The organism is Bradyrhizobium sp. Ai1a-2 (assembly GCF_000426245.1).
Taxonomy (GTDB): domain Bacteria; phylum Pseudomonadota; class Alphaproteobacteria; order Rhizobiales; family Xanthobacteraceae; genus Bradyrhizobium.
Genome location: NZ_AUEZ01000112.1, coordinates 1 through 16,805, shown reverse-complemented (window position 1 = coordinate 16,805; position 16,805 = coordinate 1). Strand labels below are relative to the sequence as shown.

Genomic DNA, 16,805 nt, shown 5'->3' with positions numbered 1-16,805 from the left:
TGCTTCGGTTGAACCTGTGGTCCTACCCCCGTGCTTTTTGTTGCACGGGACCCACGGGTGCAACCAGCACCCGGCTTTCCCTGCGCCCTCTGATTTCGAGGAGGGCGGAAAGTAAAGCAAAGCTCGGGCGCAAAGCGCCGCGAGAATGCGCACTCACATCCGTTGCTTGAATCCGACGTAGGATGGGTAGAGCGAAGCGAAACCCATCATTCGCGCCGCCCGCTCCATCGCGATGGGTTTCGCTGCGCTCTACCCATCCTACAGGCTGTTTGAAATTTGAATCAGACTTACGCGGCGCGCTACGCTACAGCCCCGTATAGCCCGCCTTCACCTGATCGGCAGAACCATCGAGTTGGCGCAGATAGGTCAATCCGCACACCGTCAACCGGTGCGTGTCTTTCTCGCCCGCTTCGAACAAGGTGCGGACATATTCCGTCACCTTCGCCCGCGCCTCCTCGCTTGCCGCGGCGGTGCGGTTCGCGAGCAGGTCATAGGTGTGCATGATGCGATCGATCGCGGCTTCCATCACTTTCTCCGATTGGGAATGATCAGATCACGAGCTGTGCTGCTTCGAACTCGGCGATCGCCTTGTTGGCGAGCTTGATCTTGTTGGTTTCGCCGCGCCGGAACATCTGCACGATGATCGTGAGCAATTGCTCGTTGGTAGCATAGCTGTCCGGAATGGTGCCGGTCCTGCGCAGATAGTTGGAGGCGATGGCGTAGGCCTCGCCAACCACTTCGACATTCATCGCCCACGTTCCGCGCTCGACCAGCATCTCGCTCTCCGTAGCCCACAATAAAGCGCGAGGACGCAACTGGTTCCCTGTTCCGCGAAACTCTTTTTGCGGTGCCAAAAAGCAAAGCGCACCGAACCGGGCACGGTCGATGCGCTTTGCTGGAGGATGACGGCGTGCCGGTCTTCTATCGGGCTGGCTTGGCCGCTCTGGCGAAGTCTTGGAGGTGTCGAAGTCTTGAAGGTGTCGAAGTCCTGGAAGTGCGAAGTCTTGGAGGCGTGAAGACTTGGAGGCGTCAGAGACGATAGAGGATCTGGTCGGTCCAGAACCGCTCGAGCCGGTGCAGCGACTTGTTCAGCGTCGCGAACTCTTCGTTCGAGATGCCGCCAACCTGCTCCACGGTCTTGACGTGCTTCTGGTAGAGCGCCTCGACGATACGGCGGATCTCCTGGCCCTGCGGCGTCAGGCGAATGCGCACCGAGCGGCGATCGACACGCGAACGCTGGTGATCGAGGAAGCCGAGCTCGACGAGCTTCTTCAGATTGTAGGAGACGTTGGAGCCGAGATAGTAGCCACGCGTGCGCAACTCGCCCGCGGTCAATTCCTTGTCGCCGATATTATAGAGCAACAGCGCCTGCACCGAGTTGATGTCGGCGCGCCCGCGGCGGTCGAATTCGTCCTTGATGACGTCGAGCAACCGGCGATGCAGCCGCTCCACCAGCGTAAGGGCTTCGAGATAGAGCGACTGCACCGTCGGCTGGCCGGCGGCGCGATCAGCGGTTTCCACCGCCGTTGAGGCAACGGCTTTGATCATGACACTTCCCCTGTTGTCGTTTTTATCGACTTATTCGACGAAACTTGTGTCCCGCCTGATAGGTTCAACTTAAGGGGGCCGTTTGAACATCAGCTTAAATAAGACAATAAAGAGATCATGAATTTAAGACAGTGAATCGCGGATTAAGCCCGTCAATCAAGGGCTTTTCGCAACTCTTCATTGACGGTGGAGCGCTCCTGTTCACGCTTCGTCTGCATGCCCTGTCACAATCGGAAACAGCTTCGCTCAAATTCGAAACGACCGCGTAATAGATATGAGGGAACCCTTTACGGTGAGCGAAAGGTTACCCGAAGATTTTCTGAAAATTTTTGCGGCACAGGTCGCGCTTCCCGCATGCGCACCCATTGATGCGCGCTATGGCGGCCGTTCGCGTGCGGCCATCCAGGCGAGCGCAAGATAGCCGCCGAGCATCAGCGCTTCGAACGCCACGACCATCAGGCTGCCGCCGTAGATGGTCGGAAACATCAATTCGATCACCGCCATCGAGACGACGGTGGTCAGCCACACCACCGCGCCCCAGGGTGTGGCGAGCCACAGCCCGACGGCGGCGACGAGCTCGATGACGGCGAAGTAGACCGTCGCGGTCTGCCAGGCCATCGACTGGTTCTCGAAGGCCTCCTCCTCGGTGCCGGCGAATCCCGTCACCTGCGCCCAGTGGTAGAGGCCCTTGGCGATCGAGACCACCGCCATGATGCGGAGGAAGAACACGAGCCGCCGGGTCCATACATTCTCGTCCCGCGCAATCCGGTCCGACGACAGGGCCACAACCGATATCGCATTGTCCCGCGGTTGGTCGCGCGCGGAGGTGTCAGACATCGGTGAATTTGTCCGTGGAAGCGAAGAAATTGGTCATCGGCGCAGTCTTGGCCCGGCGGAGCCACAAAATCAATTGCAGTTGCGGCAAATCAACGGCGCCGTGACGTTGCTGGACGAGGATGCCAGAATTAGATCAAATCGAAATCAGCCTGCCGTGTTAGGAGAACAAGCCCATGGCGATCAAATTCGGGCGCCCGATCGAACTGCGCGATGCGCCAAAGCGGCAGACCGCCCTCGCCTCCCCGCCGCTGGATTTGACCATACGGCCGCGCCGCAACCGCAAGGCGGAATGGGCCAGGCGGCTGGTGCGCGAAAACGTGCTGACCACCGACGACCTGATCTGGCCCTTGTTCGTCGTTGACGGCCACAATGTCCGCACCCCGGTCGCCTCGATGCCGGGCGTGGACAGACTCAGTGTCGACCAGGCGGTTCGCGATGCCGAGCGCGCCGCCAAGCTCAACATCCCCTGCATCGCGCTGTTTCCCTACACCGAGGCGTCGCTCCGCGACGAGCAGGGCTCGGAGGCACTCAATCCCGACAATCTCGTCTGCCAATCCGTGCGCGCGATCAAGAAGGAGTTCCCGGACATCGGCGTGCTCTGCGACGTCGCACTCGACCCCTTCACCAGCCACGGCCATGACGGGCTGATCGAAGACGGCAGGATCCTCAACGACGAGACGGTGGCAGTGCTGGTGAAGCAGGCACTGGTGCAGGCCGAGGCCGGCTGCGACATCATCGCGCCGTCGGACATGATGGATGGACGCGTCGGCGCCATCCGCGAAGCGCTCGACGCCGAGAGTTTTGGCGACGTGCAGATCATGGCCTACGCGGCGAAATACGCCTCCGCCTTCTACGGCCCGTTCCGCGATGCCATCGGCTCGGCCAAGACGCTGACCGGTGACAAGCGCACCTACCAGATGGACAGCGCCAATTCGGACGAGGCGCTGCGCGAGGTCGAACTCGATATCGCCGAAGGCGCCGACATGGTGATGGTGAAGCCTGGCATGCCCTATCTCGACATCGTGCGCCGGGTGAAGGACACCTTTGCGATGCCGACCTTCGTCTACCAGGTGTCCGGCGAATACGCGATGATCGCGGGCGCCGCGCGCAATGGCTGGATCGACGGCGAGCGCGCGATGATGGAGAGCCTGGTCGGCTTCAAGCGCGCCGGCGCCGACGGCATCCTGACGTATTTCGCACCGCAAGCGGCGGAGAAGCTGCGGGAGCGTGAATAGCGAATGGCGAGTAACGAATGGAGGTTTCCTTAACTCGCCATTCGCCATTCCCCACTCGCCATAGCCTCCGAATCGCCGGAATATTTTCGTTCGCTAATGGTTCCGGGGCCTTGGCACCCGGGCAGCCCGTTCCCATGTGCTGCTCGGGATAGGGTCCCAGTCGGGAGGGAGATTATGTCTTACGACGGTTCGGGTAACTACGGTGCCTGGCGTAACGACGGCGGCGTGCCGCCGCACGCGTTCGATCCGCAATTGGAGCCGGAACTGTTTCGCGGCGTGCTGACCCGGCGGATGTTTGCCTTCCTGATCGACCTGGTTGTGCTTTCGGTTCCCGTCATCCTTGGGTATATTTTCATCGCCGTGTTCGGCCTGATCACCCTCGGCCTCGGCTGGGCGCTGTTCTGGCTGGCGTGGCCGGCCACGATCGTCTGGGCGATCGTTTATTACGGCGCGTCGATCGGCGGTCCCTCTTCGGCGACGGTCGGAATGCGGATGATGGATCTGGAGTTGCGCACCTGGTACGGGGCACCAGGCTATTTCGTGCTCGGCGCCATGCATGCCGTGCTGTTCTGGCTGTCGGTCTCGTTCCTTTCGCCGCTCGTGCTGTTGTTCGGCCTCTTCAACAGCCGCCGGCGGTTGCTGCATGACATCGTGCTCGGAACCGTTATCATCAACAGCTCGGTCCGCACTCACGCGGCATCCGCAGCGCACACTTATTGAGCCGGCCAATTGAGCCCAGCAAGGTGATTGACCGCTAGCCTCCGGGGCGCGATGCTGGGGGGCTGTTTCGGAGGCCTGACGACCTGTCGTGACCCAGCATTCGCGTGATACTCCGCAGTTTTATCTGACGGCGCCGTCGCCCTGCCCCTATTTGCCAGGTCGCCATGAGCGCAAGGTGTTCACGCATCTGGTCGGCGACAAAGCGGGCGATCTCAACGATCTGCTCACCCATGGCGGCTTCCGCCGTAGCCAGTCGATCGCCTACCGCCCGGCCTGCGACCAGTGCCGCGCCTGCGTCTCCGTGCGGGTGATCGCCAACGAGTTCCGCCTGTCGCGCAGCTTCCGCAAGGTGATGGCCCGCAATGCCGACCTCGTCGGCGAGCAGCGTTCCGCGGTGCCGACCTCCGAGCAATATTCCGTGTTCCGTGCCTATCTCGACAGGCGCCATCGCCATGGCGGAATGGCGGATATGACCGTGCTCGATTACGCGATGATGGTGGAGGACAGCCATGTCGAGACCCGCATCATCGAATATCGCAAGCGCGGCATCGATAGCGGCATCACCGGTCGTGGCGAGGAACTGATCGCGGTGGCGCTGACGGACGTGCTGAGCGACGGCTTGTCGATGGTCTATTCATTCTTCGAGCCCTCGCTCGACAACCGCTCGCTCGGCACCTTCATGATCCTGGACCACATCGCCCGCGCGCGCCGGCTCGGACTGCCCTACGTCTATCTCGGCTACTGGATCGATGGCTCCAAGAAGATGGACTACAAGGCGCGCTTCCTGCCGCAGCAGCGCCTCGCGCCGAGCGGCTGGCTCCGGGTGGAAGCAGCCGGCGACATGGCCTCGGAGCCGCAGGACTGATCGCCCTCAGCTGAAGAGCGTGTCGAACAGCAGCTTCAGGTTCAGGATGACGATGACACCAGCCACGAACCAGGCGATCGCGGCGACTGCTGTCGAGATCGCGAACTTGCCCATCTTGCGCCGGTCGGACACGAACCGCACCAGCGGGATGACCGCGAACGGAAGCTGCATCGAGAGCACGACCTGGCTGAACACCAGGAGGTCGGCGGTGCCGCGCTCGCCGTAAAGCGCGGTGACGACCACGACGGGAACGATCGCGATGCCGCGCGTCAGCAGCCGCCGCGCCCAGCTCGGCAGCCGCAGGTGGAGAAAGCCTTCCATCACGATCTGGCCGGCCAGCGTCGCCGTCACCGTCGAGTTGAGGCCGGAGGCGAGCAGCGCCACCGCGAACAGCGTCGAGGCGATGCTGAGCCCGAGCAGCGGCGACAGCAGTTCGAAGGCCTGGCTGATATCCGCGACATCGGAATGGCCACTGCTGTGGAAGGTCGCGGCCGCGACCACCAGGATCGCGGCATTGATGAACAGCGCCAGCATCAGCGCGATCGTGGAGTCGGTCGTCGCCCATTTGATCGCGTCCCGCCGCCCCTCTTCGGTGCGCTCATAGGCGCGGGTCTGCACGATCGACGAATGCAGATACAGATTATGCGGCATCACGGTCGCGCCGATGATGCCGATCGCGATGTAGAGCATCTCGGGATTGGTGAAGATCTCGCTCGACGGCGCAAAGCCGCGCAGCAGCGCGGCAACCGGCGGTGCCGCAGCGGTGACCTGAATCGCAAAGCAGGTCGCGATCACCACCAGGAGCGCGATCACGAAGGCCTCCAGGAAGCGGAAGCCGCGGTTCATCAGGAGCAGCAGCAGGAAGGCATCGAGCGCGGTGATCAGCGCGCCGCCGATCAGGGGAATGCCGAACAGGAGCTTCAGCGCGATCGCCGTGCCGATCACCTCCGCCAGGTCGCAGGCGATGATCGCAGCTTCGCAGGCGACCCACAGCAGAAGGTTCACCGGGCGCGAATAGGTCGCCCGGCAGGCCTGCGCCAGATCGCGATCGGTGACGATGCCGAGCCGGGCGGCGAGCGCCTGCAAAAGGATCGCCATCAGGTTGGACAGCAGGATGACCGAAAGCAGCGTGTAGCCGAACTTCGAGCCACCCGCGATGTCGGTCGCCCAGTTGCCTGGATCCATGTAGCCGACCGACACGAGATAGCCCGGTCCGGCAAAGGCGAGCAGCCGGCGCCACCACCGGCCCGCCTTCGGAATCTCCACCGTCGAATTCACCTCGGGGAGGCTGCGGGTATCCGGCGCGTCGGCGCGCCATCCGGTGGAGGTCGGCAGCACCTGCGGAACGGTGTCGGGGATCAATCGGGGCGTTCGGGCATCCATGATGCCAGAATGCCGGAAAACAGTTTTTGTTGCAACTCATTTGCAACTGCATCTGGCAAGGTCGGCGGAGCACCATTCTGTGAGGGTCGCAGCGCCGCTTGGGGACGCGCGCTCGCTGCGTTGCGGTGAAGTCACACTCACGTACGAACCGGCGCCGGATAACGCGGTCGTCACACGACTACATGCGGTTGTCACACTGCGACATAAAGTCCCGCGCTACGGCTCGCCGCGTGGTATGGGGCGCACATTTCACAGCGGAGGCCAGTAATGGCGACAATGAGAACCTTGATCCTCGGCACGGCCGCGGGTCTGATGGCCACCAGTGGTGCGTATGCGGCGGATCTTCCGATCAAGGCGAAGCCGATCGAATATATGAAGATCTGCTCGGCTTACGGTGCCGGCTTCTTCTTCATCCCCGGTACCGACACCTGCATGAAGATCGGCGGCTACCTTCGCGTCGACGCCACATTCGATGGCGGAGTGCAGGGCGCGCCAGCATGGAACGGCGACGCAGGCCAGCGTAACCGCTACTTCGACTACTTCGCCGCCCGCTCCCGTATGCTGTTGTCGATCGATACCCGCACCGCGACCGACTATGGCGTGGTCCGTACCTTCGGGCAGGGCCGCTTTCAGTTCTCTACGCTCGGCAACAACACCTTCAACCCGAACTCGATCAACGGCTCGCTTCCGGTCGCAGGCTCGCAGTTGCTCGACACTCCCGGCGGCGGCGTTGCCACCATCCAGTTCCTCTTTATCCAGTTCGCAGGCTTCACCTTCGGTCAGTCGGCGTCTGCCTACTCGTCGCCTTGGCAGGGCTTCCCGGGCAACATCTCGGACTTCCTGCTCGGCGGCCAGAACAATGATACCGGCGTCAACAACATCCAGTACACCGCGGATTTCGGCAACGGAATAACCGGCACCATCGGCCTCGACGATCCAACAGTATGGGACCGCACCAACGTCTACAACCTGTCGCTGCCGCTGAACGCTACGCTGAACACGGGCAACGCTTATGCCGGCGTCCATGCGCCCGATGTCGTCGGCAACATCCGCATCGACCAGGCCTGGGGTCTGTTCCAGCTTTCGGCCGCAGCGCATGAAGTCAACGCGTCCTACAACGTCCTGAACGCCGCTGGAGCGCCGGCGGGCGCTGTCGGCCTGCCAGGCGCGGCGCCGATCGGAGCATCCGAGCTTTCCGGACATCCCGACACGTCGTGGGGCGGCGCGGTGATGGCGGCGTTGCAGATCAAGAACATCCCGACTGGCGCCGGCGACGACATCAAGATGGACGCGAGCTATTCCAAGGGCGCGACGAAGTACATCATCTCGTCGGCTTCAACCTCGCCGAGCTTTGCGATGTTCGGCGGCACCAGCGCGCCCGGCGCCTATCAGAGCATCGGGTTCGGCGCGACGACGGACGCCGTCTATCTGCCGGTCGCAGCCGGCGGCGACGGCTCGCTGCATCTGACCGAGGCCTTTGGCGTCCGCGGTGCATTCAACCATAATTGGGACCCATATTGGTCGTCGAGCCTGTTCGGTTCGTATGTGGCCGTCCGCTACGACGGCGCAGCCAAGGCCTTCATGTGCGCGAACTACACCACCCCCGCCAAGGCAGTCAGCGCGGACTACAGCTGCAACCCCGACTTCAACTTTTCGCAGCTTGGTGTCATCACCCGCTGGACCCCGGTCAAGAACCTGACCTTCTCGGCCGAATTCATGTGGTTCCACCTCGACCAGAAATTCCAGGGCACCGCCGTCCTCGGAGCTTCGGCCCCCAAGCCGACCACGCGCTATGAGTTCAGCGATCAGGACGCGTTCCACCTGCAGCTTCGTGCCCAGCGGAACTTCTGACCGACCGAGAACGACGAGCTATTGATCCTTACCGTGGGCGAACGCCGCCCACGGTAGACCGCGAGCTTTCTCATCTGGAGAAAGCGTCGCGACTGAGTTGTCGGAAAGCGGGTGGGTTTGGCCGTCCTCGGGTCAGACAATGTCGACAAACGACATTCCGAGGAAGTTCTGCCATGTCCGCCCTCAAGGCCCCTCACCTGCCCCCGACCTTCGGCCGTCTGGCCTGGTCGAACCTTGCGGCACAGTCGGCCGAGCAGATCGCGCTGGCGGCCGCTCCCATCGTCGCGGTGCTCCTGCTCGGCGTCGGCGAGGGCCAGACCGGCCTGCTGCAGACCGCGCTGACGCTGCCGTTCATCCTGTTCGCGATTCCCGCAGGCCTGCTTGCCGACCGCTTCTCGCGGCGCGTCCTGATGGCGGGATCCGAAGCGTTGCGCGCGGCGGCACTTGCTGCAACGCTGCTCCTGATCTGGCTCGGCCTGTTGACGCTGCCGCTGCTTTCGGTGCTCGGCTTCATCGCCGTGTGCGGGACGGTCGCCTACAGCGTCGCCGCGCCGGCGCTGGTGCCGTCGCTGGTGACGCCAGATCAATTGCCGACGGCGAATGCGCGGATCGAACTCGCCCGCACCGTCGCATTCGCCAGCGGGCCTGCGCTCGGCGGCGTATTGGTCGGATGGCTCGGCGCTGCGCCCGCCTTCGGGTTCGCCGCCGCACTGTCCGTGATCGCCGTGGTGCTGCTGGCCGGCATCCATGAGCCGGTCCGCGCGCCGGCGCCGCGCCGACATCCGCTGCTGGAGATCAAGGAAGGCGCCGTCTTCGTGTTCCGTCATGAGTTGCTGCGGCCGGTGTTCATCACCCAGTTCATCTTCAACACCGCCTCCTTCCTGCTGCTCGCGGTGTTCGTGCCTTACGCGGTCCGCCATCTCGGCCTTTCGGCGACCGGCGTCGGCACCACGCTTGCGATGTACGGTGTCGGCATGGTGGTCGGCGCGCTCGCGGCGACACGGGTGATGCGGCGCCTTCCGTTCGGCACCGTGATCGGGCTTGGCCCGGTGACCGGCTTCATCGCCTCTACCATCATGGCGCTGACAACGATCGTCCCCACGCCGCTGCTTGCGGGCCTAAGCTTCTTCCTGCTCGGCGTCGGTCCGATCCTGTGGGTGATCTCGACGACAACGCTCCGCCAATCGGTGACGCCGCCATCGCTGCTCGGCCGCGTCTCCGCCATCAACATCATGAGCCACGGCGCCCGCCCGCTCGGCTCCGCACTGGGCGCGATCGTCGGCGGGCTGTTCGGCGCAGAGACCTGCCTCTACCTCGCCGCAGCAATCTTCGGCGCGCAGGCGCTGGTGATCCTGCTGTCGCCGGCAGTCTCCCTCGTCAAGCAACCCGACATGGTCAGCGAACCGGCGGCATGTTGATGAGAGAAGGATTCAACTGATTTCATCCGCGATCGGAGAATGTCTTGCGTCATGGCCGATGTCTGGGCATGACGGCTAAATTAGTGGCTGGTCTTTCCCGCTTTGTATGATACACGTCATCCAATATCCAAGCGGGAACATCATGACCGACCAGACTGCGACCCTCGACGCCGCTGCCGCCGCATCTCGCCCCGAATCGTCCTCCGGCGTGCTGCAGATCGCGGTTCTGGCCGCGCTTGCGGCCACCGGCACACTGGCCACCAACATCCTGCTGCCGTCGCTGCCGCGGATCGCGGCCTCGCTGAATGTGACGACCGCGGCGGTCACGTCGGCCATCACGATCTTTCTCGCCGTGTTCGCGCTGGGCCAACTCGTGGTCGGTCCGATCTCGGACCGCTTCGGTCGTCGCTGGCCGGTCCTGGTCGGTTTCGCGGTGTTCGTTGCGGGCAGCGTCTGGTGCAGCCTTGCAGAAGACCTCCCGAATCTCTTGATCGGCCGCGTCGTCCAGGCTGCCGGCGCCTGCGCAACGTCGGTGCTGTCCCGCGCCATTGCACGCGACCTGTTCACCGGCGCCGCCTTGGCACGCGCGATGGCACTGATCATGATCGCGATGGCGGCTGCGCCCGGTTTCTCGCCGCTGCTCGGTGGCACGCTTGATCACTATTTCGGCTGGCGTTCGGAATTCGTGCTCGTCGCCGCGTTTGCGGCGCTTGGCGCAGTTGCCTATGGCTCCGCGCTCGGAGAGACCCATTGTTCGACGCGGATCCCGCTCAACCCCCTCGCCATCATCCGCACCTATCTCGGCCTGATCGCAGATCGCCGCTTCGTGGTGCCGACGGCAACCGTCAGCCTGATCATGGGAAGCCTGTTTGCGATGTTCTCGGCCGCGCCCCGGATCTTGATCGAGGCGCTGCATTTCTCACCGATCCAGCTCGGCCTGTTCTTCGCCGGCACCGTGCTGATCGTGTTCACCTCCGGCTGGCTTGCGACGAGACTTGCGCCGCGCCTTGGACTCGACCGCTCGCTTCAGGGCGCATTATTGGTGGCAGCCGTCGGCGGCGGCGCCATGCTGTTTGTCTCGCTCTTCACTCCGAGCTTCCTGCCGTTCCTGGCTGCGATGAGCGTGTTTCTGCTCGGCATGGGCATTGTCAATCCGCTCGGCACGGCGCAGGCGCTCTCGCCCTTCGGCGAGAAGGCGGGTGCGGCGTCCGCGCTGGTTGGCTTCTGGCAGATGATGAACGCGGCGATCGGCGTGTGGCTCGCCGCGAACGTGTCGCATGAGGCGATGTTCGGGCTCGGTGTGGTCTTGACCGCGTTCTCGCTGATGGCGGTCGGCCTGTACGCGCTGCGAGCGAAACAGAGCTAGCGTGTAGCCCGGGTGAAGCGAAGCGCAACCCGGGACATTTGCCCCCGCGTTTGCGACCGTCCCCGGGTTACGCTTCGCTCCACCCGGGCTACAGACTACGGATAGACAGATAGAGCGAAACTAGCTCGCCAGGTACCGCTCGTATTTTCCAGCCACCACCTCGTCGGCCGCCACATCGGGATCGAGCGTATAGAGATCCTGCGCCCGGCTGATTCCGCGCAGGGCAAAGCGGCCGGTCGAAACCAGATAGTTCCGCCCTGCCCCATCCAGGCCATCCCGGAAGGCCTGCGAGGTCAACAGCTCCCGGTCGACCGAGCTGCACATCGAAGCGATCCGGCTGACTTCGTTGACCGCAGGGCCCACCACCGTGAAATCGAGCCGGTCCTCGCTGCCGATATTGCCATAGAACACCTCGCCGACATGCAACCCGACATAGGCCGAGGTGGTCGGCCGCCCCTCGCTGGCGCGGCGGATGTTGAGCGCGTTCAAATTACGGCGAAAGCGGTGCTCGGCGCGAAGTGCGGCGCGTTTTGCAACGTTCTCCTGCGTGAACATCGCCAGCACGCCGTCGCCGATCAGCTTCAGCACTTCGCCGCCGGCATCATGGATCGCGTCGATCGACGCCTGGGCGTAGTCATTGAGGAACGGGATGATCTCGTCGGGCCCGATGCGCTCGCTGATCGCGGTCGAGCCGCGAACGTCGGAATACCACAGCACCGCCTTGATACGCTCGGTGACGCCGCGCGAGATGCGGCCGCGCATCACCTGCTCGGCGGTCTCGCGCCCCAGATAGACGCGCCCCAAGGTTCGCGCAATGTCGACCTGCGCGGCCGACTTCACCGCCAACCCGAGCACCGGCACCAGGTCGCGCAGCGCCGCCAGGTGGTGCTCGCCGAACCCCTCCGACTGGCGAGTTGTCCAGTAGGAATAGAAGCAGTCCATCTCGCCGATCGTGCCGCCCTCACCGAACCGGTGCACGAAGGAGACGAAATGCTTGTGGCCCTTTTCCGCCAGTTCGTTGATCATCGAGAAATCGAGCGTGGCGCAATCGGCCAGGTCGATCGCCATCTCGTCCTGCCCGTTTTCCAGCATGTGGTAGAAGGTCGAACGCCGCCAGGTCTGGCTGGCGTCGCCGCTGCTGGTCGAGCCGTATTCGAAAGCATCGCTCTCGTTGGTCTCGCTGTCGTTCCAGCGGAACCCGCGACCCTCGAAGATCGGATGCAGCGTATCGATGAAGACGATGGCGCGCGACAACGGCATCCCGCCGGCACGGCAGCGATCGCAGAAGCCACGCAGCAGATCGTTTTCGGGCAGGCCCGTCAGACCCTGCTGGACCAACCAGTTCATCAGACGCAGGCGCGGAGTGAGTTCCATGCGCAGATTATGCCGGGCAATCGTGTCGCGCGAAAGATCAGTTGGCTACCGTCCGGCGCGACTTGACGACACTTCCATGACAGTCGCAAATGCGGGAACAACGAGGCAAGACAGAAACGCGACGAATCGATGGGCGCCCGGCAGCTTCCGATCATTCTGGCGCTCGGCACCACGCAGACGCTGGCCTGGGCCTCGAGCTATTATCTGCCCGCGGTGCTCGCCGGGCCAGCCGACCGTCGAGGCAAAGCCCGCCATCAGCGTGATGCCGGTGATCGGCCGCCGCGCCGCCTCGCCATAGATGCGTCCGATCGCGCCGAACGCGATCTTGGGAGGAAACGAGCATGGCAACCGAAACGGCTCCGTCCATCCGGCGCATCAATCCGCCCGAACTCGGAACGCCTCCAGGCTATTCGCAGATCGTCGATGTCAGCGCCTCTCGCTTCATCTTCATCGCTGGCCAGACGGCATTGGATCGCGACGGGACCGTCGTTGGCAGAGGCGATTTCGGCGTCCAGGCCGAGCAGGTATTTAAGAACCTCACGATCGCGCTTCGCTCAAGCGGTTGCACGCCCGCCAATCTCGTCAAGCTTTCAGTGTTCCTCACCGACATGAAGAACCTCGCCCGCTACCGCGAGGCACGCAACCGCTTCTTTGCGTCCGTCACACCACCAGCTGCGCCGGCGGTGACGCTAGTGGAAGTATCAAAGCTCTACGGTTCGGACTTCCTGATCGAGATCGAGGCGATCGCCGCTGTGTAAAGCTTCACCATTCTGCAGGACATGGCTACCCGTCGACAGCTTGTTCCCGATGGACGACAACGAGCCGAGGCGGATTTGTCGCGCCTGACCCGAAGCGCAAAAACCGCTCACTCATAGAACGCCGGCGCCATCCTCAGACTGTCGCGCTGGGCCTTGTCGTGATTGATCCAGAGTTGAGCTTTCTCTTTCGTCAGCGTGTCCGCGATCTTCTGCATCGAGGCCGTCGTCTGCTCCTTGCTGACGTTCATCGACGGCACGCGGCGGTTGTCCCAATTGTCCCTGAAGTGAACGGCGTCGCCGGAAAGGACAACCGCCCCGGTCTTGGGCAGCTTCACCAGCAGCGATTGATGGCCGGGCGTGTGCCCAGGTGTCCGCAGGATAACCACGCTGCCGTCTCCAAACACATCGCGGTCGCCGTCGAGTTTTGTCACCGGATGCTCCGCTTTGAAGCGCGGCTGGTTGTTGGCGCCGCGCCAGTCATATTCGGTCTTCTGCACATAGAGCATCGCGGTCGGGAACATCTCCACATTGCCGATGTGGTCAGGATGGGTGTGCGAGACCGCCATGGCCCTGATGTCGGATGGCTTCACGCCGATCTGATCAAGCTGCCCGGCCAGCGTCTTGGGACGCCGCCAGGTCACCGCTTTCGGATCTGACGGCACGAGTCCATCGGGCATGGCGGCCACGCCGTCGGGAATGCCGGTGTCCCACAGGAGCCATCCCTGCGCGTGCTTGATCAGGTAGCAGTTGTCGACGAAGTCCATCGACTTGCCTTCGTTGACGCCCGGCGACCAGCGCGAGATGTCGCCCGCAACCCCCTCGCCGCAATTGAGGATGTAAAGCCTTTCGACCCCAGGCTTTTCCGATTGCGCTTGCGCAGCACTGGCAACCGCCACAAGCAGCAGCACCGCCGTGAGACCGACTGTTGTCTTCATGTTCTCCTCCCTCGACCGATCGCCCCCAGCGTTCGAGGAGGGAATGATACGTTATCGCCGCCTGCAATCGTCGCCAGTGACGGTCTTTTGATCTCTCACGCGGCGTGCGCCGGCTCGCGATGCGGGCAGGTCTCGACCTCGATCGTGATATGACTAAGACCGTGCAGGCCGCCGAGGCGGCGCTTGTAGGTCGCGGGCGGCAGCGGATGGTCAGAGACAACGGAGATCACCGCCGCGCGATGCCCGGGACCGACCTGCCACAGATGCAGATCGGTGACGCGGTCGCCCTTGGTCTCGAGCCGGTCGCGGATGACCGCCTCGAGCTTCTTGTCGGCGCTGACGTCGAGCAGGATCGCACCTGACGCCCTGATCAGGCCATAGGCCCAGCTTGCGATGACAGCGCTGCCGATGATCCCGACTGCCGGATCGGCCCAGACCCATCCCGCGGACATTGCAACCAGCAGCGCCGCAATGGCGAGGACGGAGGTCGCGGCATCCGCCATCACGTGGACATAGGCCGCGCGAAGATTGTTGTCGTGGTGGTGGTGATGATCGTCGTCGTGGTCATGAGAATGGCCGTGACCATGATGATGGTCATGGTCGTCGCGGAGCAGCCAGGCACTGGTGAGGTTGACGGCAAGCCCGAGCACCGCGACCGAGATCGCTTCCCCGTAGGCAATGGACACCGGATGGATCAGCCGGTCCACACTTTCCCAGGCGACCTGCACGGCGATCATCGCCAGGATGATCGCGCTGGCAAAGGCAGCGAGGTCGCCAAACTTGCCGGTGCCGAAACTGAAGTGCGCGTTGCCGACCTGCCGCCGTGCGAACAGATAGGCCAGCCCGGCAATGCCAAGCGCCGCCGCATGCGTTCCCATGTGCCAGCCGTCGGCGAGCAGCGCCATCGAGCCGGACCACCACCCCGCCGTGATCTCCCCGATCATCATGACCGTGGTCAGCGCCACGACAAACCAGGTGCGCCGCTCGTTATGGGCGTGCGTCGCTCCCAGGAAGACGTGATCGTGGGTCCACTGCTCGATCGAATCCGAATGCATGGTTCATCTCCGGATGGTCTGCCCGTCGAATATAGGGATAACGACGGAAGGCTGTTAGAGCGTTTTCGCGTGAAGAAAACGCGTCAAAAACAAGAATCTGGAGCTTCGGTTCTGATTCAATCAGAACCGAAGCTCTAGACTAATTCCTCCGGCGCCAGCCTGCAGGCGGCACCGTCGGCCTCGACCTGCAGCGTCGCGTGGTGGATCTTGAAGCGGTGCGAGAGTTCGGCGCAGACGTGATGCAGGAAGGCATCATCATGTCCGCCGGGGCGGACCAGATGGACGGTCAGCGCCGTCTCGTTGGTGCTCATCGCCCAGATGTGCAGGTCGTGAACTTCAGAGACCCCGTCCAGCGTGCGGAGAAACTCCTTGACCGCGACGAGTTCGATGCCCCTCGGCACCGCGTCGAGCGCGAGATTGACGCTGTCGTGCATCAGACCCCAGCCGCTGACCAGCACGACGAGCGCGATGACAAGGCTGATGGCCGGATCGATCCACAGCCATCCCGTCGACATGATCACCAGGGCGGCGATGACGACGCCCAGCGAGACGCTGGCATCGGCGGCCATATGCAGATAGGCGCCGCGGATGTTGAGGTCGCCATGCCGGCCGCGCATGAACAACAGTGCCGTGCCGCCGTTGATGAGGACGCCGAGGGCTGCGACCCAGACCACCGTCCAGCCCGCCACCTCGGCCGGCTCGCGCAGCCGGTTGACCGCTTCGACCGCGATGCCGCCAACGGCGACCAGCAGGAGCCCGGCATTGAACAGTGCGGCGAGGATCGAGGCGCGGCGATAGCCGTAAGTATGCGTCTCCGTCGGCCGTCTTCCCGCGAGCCACGCCGCGCCCCAAGCCAGCAGCAGCGAGAACACGTCGGAAAGATTGTGGACGGCATCGGAGATCAACGCCAGCGAGTTGGCGGCATAGCCGAACACCAGCTCCGCGATCACGAAGGCGGTGTTGAGCGCTGCGCCAATGGCAAAGGCCCGGCCGAAATCATCCGGGGCATGGCTGTGCCCGGCATGGTCGTGCGCATGGGAGTGATCGTGATGATGATGCGCCATGGCAGTGGTTATAGCGCGTCGATTTGCGAATACTATCACAGCGCTGAGAGCGGGCGGATTAGCCGAAGGCGTAATCCGCCTCGCGGCACGGTGGCGGATTACGCCTTCGGCTAACACTACTGAGTCAAGCGGTCGCGGTCTTTTGGGGCTGAGAATCAAGTAATTGAAGAGATTCAATATTTGGCACGTGGAGGGCCAGATGGATCTCGATCAGAGCGAAGCACGGTTTGCGGAGTATGTGGCCGGTCTTGGAAGCGCGATCGGTCACGCGGAGCGGACGAGGCCGCTGCGCGACTATTGCACGGGGCTGATGCTGCCTGGGGAGCGCAAGAGCGTGGAGCCGATGGCGGCGCGGACGGCTCCGGCGCGCACGGCGGCACAGCACCAGTCGCTGCT

18 protein-coding genes are annotated in these 16,805 nt (G+C 63.4%); 8 read left to right on the top strand and 10 right to left on the bottom strand.

Translation table 11 applies throughout. The annotated features are described in order from the left end of the window. Window positions 1-304: 304 nt before the first annotated feature. The 4 genes from K288_RS0139145 to K288_RS0139125 all read right to left on the bottom strand — a co-directional run bounded on the left by K288_RS0139145 (window position 305) and on the right by K288_RS0139125 (window position 2,385). On the bottom strand, window positions 305-526 hold the full coding sequence (locus K288_RS0139145; protein WP_027584355.1) for a hypothetical protein: 222 nt from the start codon (window positions 524-526) through the stop codon (window positions 305-307). Between the two features lie 22 nt (window positions 527-548). Beyond that, complete coding sequence (locus K288_RS0139140) at window positions 549-776, bottom strand: hypothetical protein (RefSeq protein WP_027584354.1); 228 nt, start codon at window positions 774-776, stop codon at window positions 549-551. Window positions 777-1,029: 253 nt separating this feature from the next. Beyond that, window positions 1,030-1,548, bottom strand: a complete 519-nt coding sequence (locus K288_RS0139135; protein ID WP_027584353.1) for a MarR family winged helix-turn-helix transcriptional regulator — start codon at window positions 1,546-1,548, stop codon at window positions 1,030-1,032. A 375-nt stretch (window positions 1,549-1,923) separates the two neighbouring features. Beyond that, on the bottom strand, window positions 1,924-2,385 hold the full coding sequence (locus tag K288_RS0139125; protein WP_027584352.1) for a DUF6163 family protein: 462 nt from the start codon (window positions 2,383-2,385) through the stop codon (window positions 1,924-1,926). Between the two features lie 173 nt (window positions 2,386-2,558). Between K288_RS0139125 and hemB the strand changes: the two genes are divergently transcribed. From hemB to K288_RS0139105, 3 genes are all read left to right on the top strand, one after another. Next, on the top strand, window positions 2,559-3,620 hold the full coding sequence (gene hemB / locus K288_RS0139115) for a porphobilinogen synthase (RefSeq protein WP_027584351.1): 1,062 nt from the start codon (window positions 2,559-2,561) through the stop codon (window positions 3,618-3,620). A gap of 174 nt (window positions 3,621-3,794) precedes the next feature. Next, window positions 3,795-4,340 carry an RDD family protein gene (locus K288_RS0139110; protein WP_027584350.1) on the top strand — a complete coding sequence of 182 codons (546 nt, stop codon included), beginning with the start codon at window positions 3,795-3,797 and terminating at the stop codon, window positions 4,338-4,340. 88 nt (window positions 4,341-4,428) lie between these two features. After that, entirely contained in the window at window positions 4,429-5,205 is a 777-nt protein-coding gene (locus tag K288_RS0139105; RefSeq protein WP_027584349.1) for an arginyltransferase, read from the top strand. A gap of 6 nt (window positions 5,206-5,211) precedes the next feature. Here the strand turns inward: K288_RS0139105 and K288_RS0139100 are convergent, their stop codons facing one another. Beyond that, window positions 5,212-6,588 carry an Nramp family divalent metal transporter gene (locus K288_RS0139100; RefSeq protein WP_027584348.1) on the bottom strand — a complete coding sequence of 459 codons (1,377 nt, stop codon included), beginning with the start codon at window positions 6,586-6,588 and terminating at the stop codon, window positions 5,212-5,214. A gap of 267 nt (window positions 6,589-6,855) precedes the next feature. Here K288_RS0139100 and K288_RS0139095 point away from each other — a divergent pair, with 267 nt between their 5' ends. The 3 genes from K288_RS0139095 (at window position 6,856) to K288_RS0139085 (ending at window position 11,223) form a co-directional block, all read left to right on the top strand. After that, a complete protein-coding gene (locus K288_RS0139095) occupies window positions 6,856-8,439 on the top strand; it encodes a porin (protein WP_027584347.1) in 1,584 nt (527 codons plus the stop codon). Between the two features lie 173 nt (window positions 8,440-8,612). Then, on the top strand, window positions 8,613-9,857 hold the full coding sequence (locus K288_RS0139090; protein WP_027584346.1) for an MFS transporter: 1,245 nt from the start codon (window positions 8,613-8,615) through the stop codon (window positions 9,855-9,857). A gap of 142 nt (window positions 9,858-9,999) precedes the next feature. After that, window positions 10,000-11,223 (top strand): multidrug effflux MFS transporter, encoded by a 1,224-nt coding sequence (locus tag K288_RS0139085; RefSeq protein ID WP_027584345.1) that lies wholly within the window; start codon window positions 10,000-10,002, stop codon window positions 11,221-11,223. Window positions 11,224-11,343: 120 nt separating this feature from the next. Here the strand turns inward: K288_RS0139085 and K288_RS0139080 are convergent, their stop codons facing one another. Continuing rightward, on the bottom strand, window positions 11,344-12,597 hold the full coding sequence (locus K288_RS0139080; protein WP_027584344.1) for an adenylate/guanylate cyclase domain-containing protein: 1,254 nt from the start codon (window positions 12,595-12,597) through the stop codon (window positions 11,344-11,346). A gap of 45 nt (window positions 12,598-12,642) precedes the next feature. Then, the gene (locus K288_RS0139075) at window positions 12,643-12,945 is read right to left on the bottom strand and encodes a hypothetical protein (RefSeq protein ID WP_027584343.1); all 303 of its coding nucleotides are present in this window, start codon (window positions 12,943-12,945) and stop codon (window positions 12,643-12,645) included. Here K288_RS0139075 and K288_RS0139070 point away from each other — a divergent pair. After that, window positions 12,939-13,355, top strand: coding sequence for a RidA family protein (locus K288_RS0139070; RefSeq protein ID WP_043161896.1), 417 nt, complete (start codon window positions 12,939-12,941; stop codon window positions 13,353-13,355). The genes K288_RS0139075 and K288_RS0139070 overlap by 7 nt on opposite strands. Before the next feature lie 107 nt (window positions 13,356-13,462). On the opposite strand, the gene K288_RS0139065 is transcribed toward K288_RS0139070, so the two are convergent. The 3 genes from K288_RS0139065 to K288_RS0139055 all read right to left on the bottom strand — a co-directional run bounded on the left by K288_RS0139065 (window position 13,463) and on the right by K288_RS0139055 (window position 16,409). Beyond that, window positions 13,463-14,290, bottom strand: a complete 828-nt coding sequence (locus tag K288_RS0139065) for an N-acyl homoserine lactonase family protein (RefSeq protein WP_027584341.1) — start codon at window positions 14,288-14,290, stop codon at window positions 13,463-13,465. Window positions 14,291-14,385: 95 nt separating this feature from the next. After that, entirely contained in the window at window positions 14,386-15,345 is a 960-nt protein-coding gene (gene dmeF / locus K288_RS0139060) for a CDF family Co(II)/Ni(II) efflux transporter DmeF (protein WP_027584340.1), read from the bottom strand. A gap of 134 nt (window positions 15,346-15,479) precedes the next feature. Beyond that, window positions 15,480-16,409: a cation diffusion facilitator family transporter gene (locus K288_RS0139055; RefSeq protein WP_051334986.1), complete on the bottom strand. Its 930-nt coding sequence runs from the start codon at window positions 16,407-16,409 to the stop codon at window positions 15,480-15,482. 199 nt (window positions 16,410-16,608) lie between these two features. Here K288_RS0139055 and K288_RS0139050 point away from each other — a divergent pair. Further along, on the top strand, window positions 16,609-16,805 hold a 197-nt coding region (locus tag K288_RS0139050; protein ID WP_043161893.1), incomplete at its 3' end, for a transposase.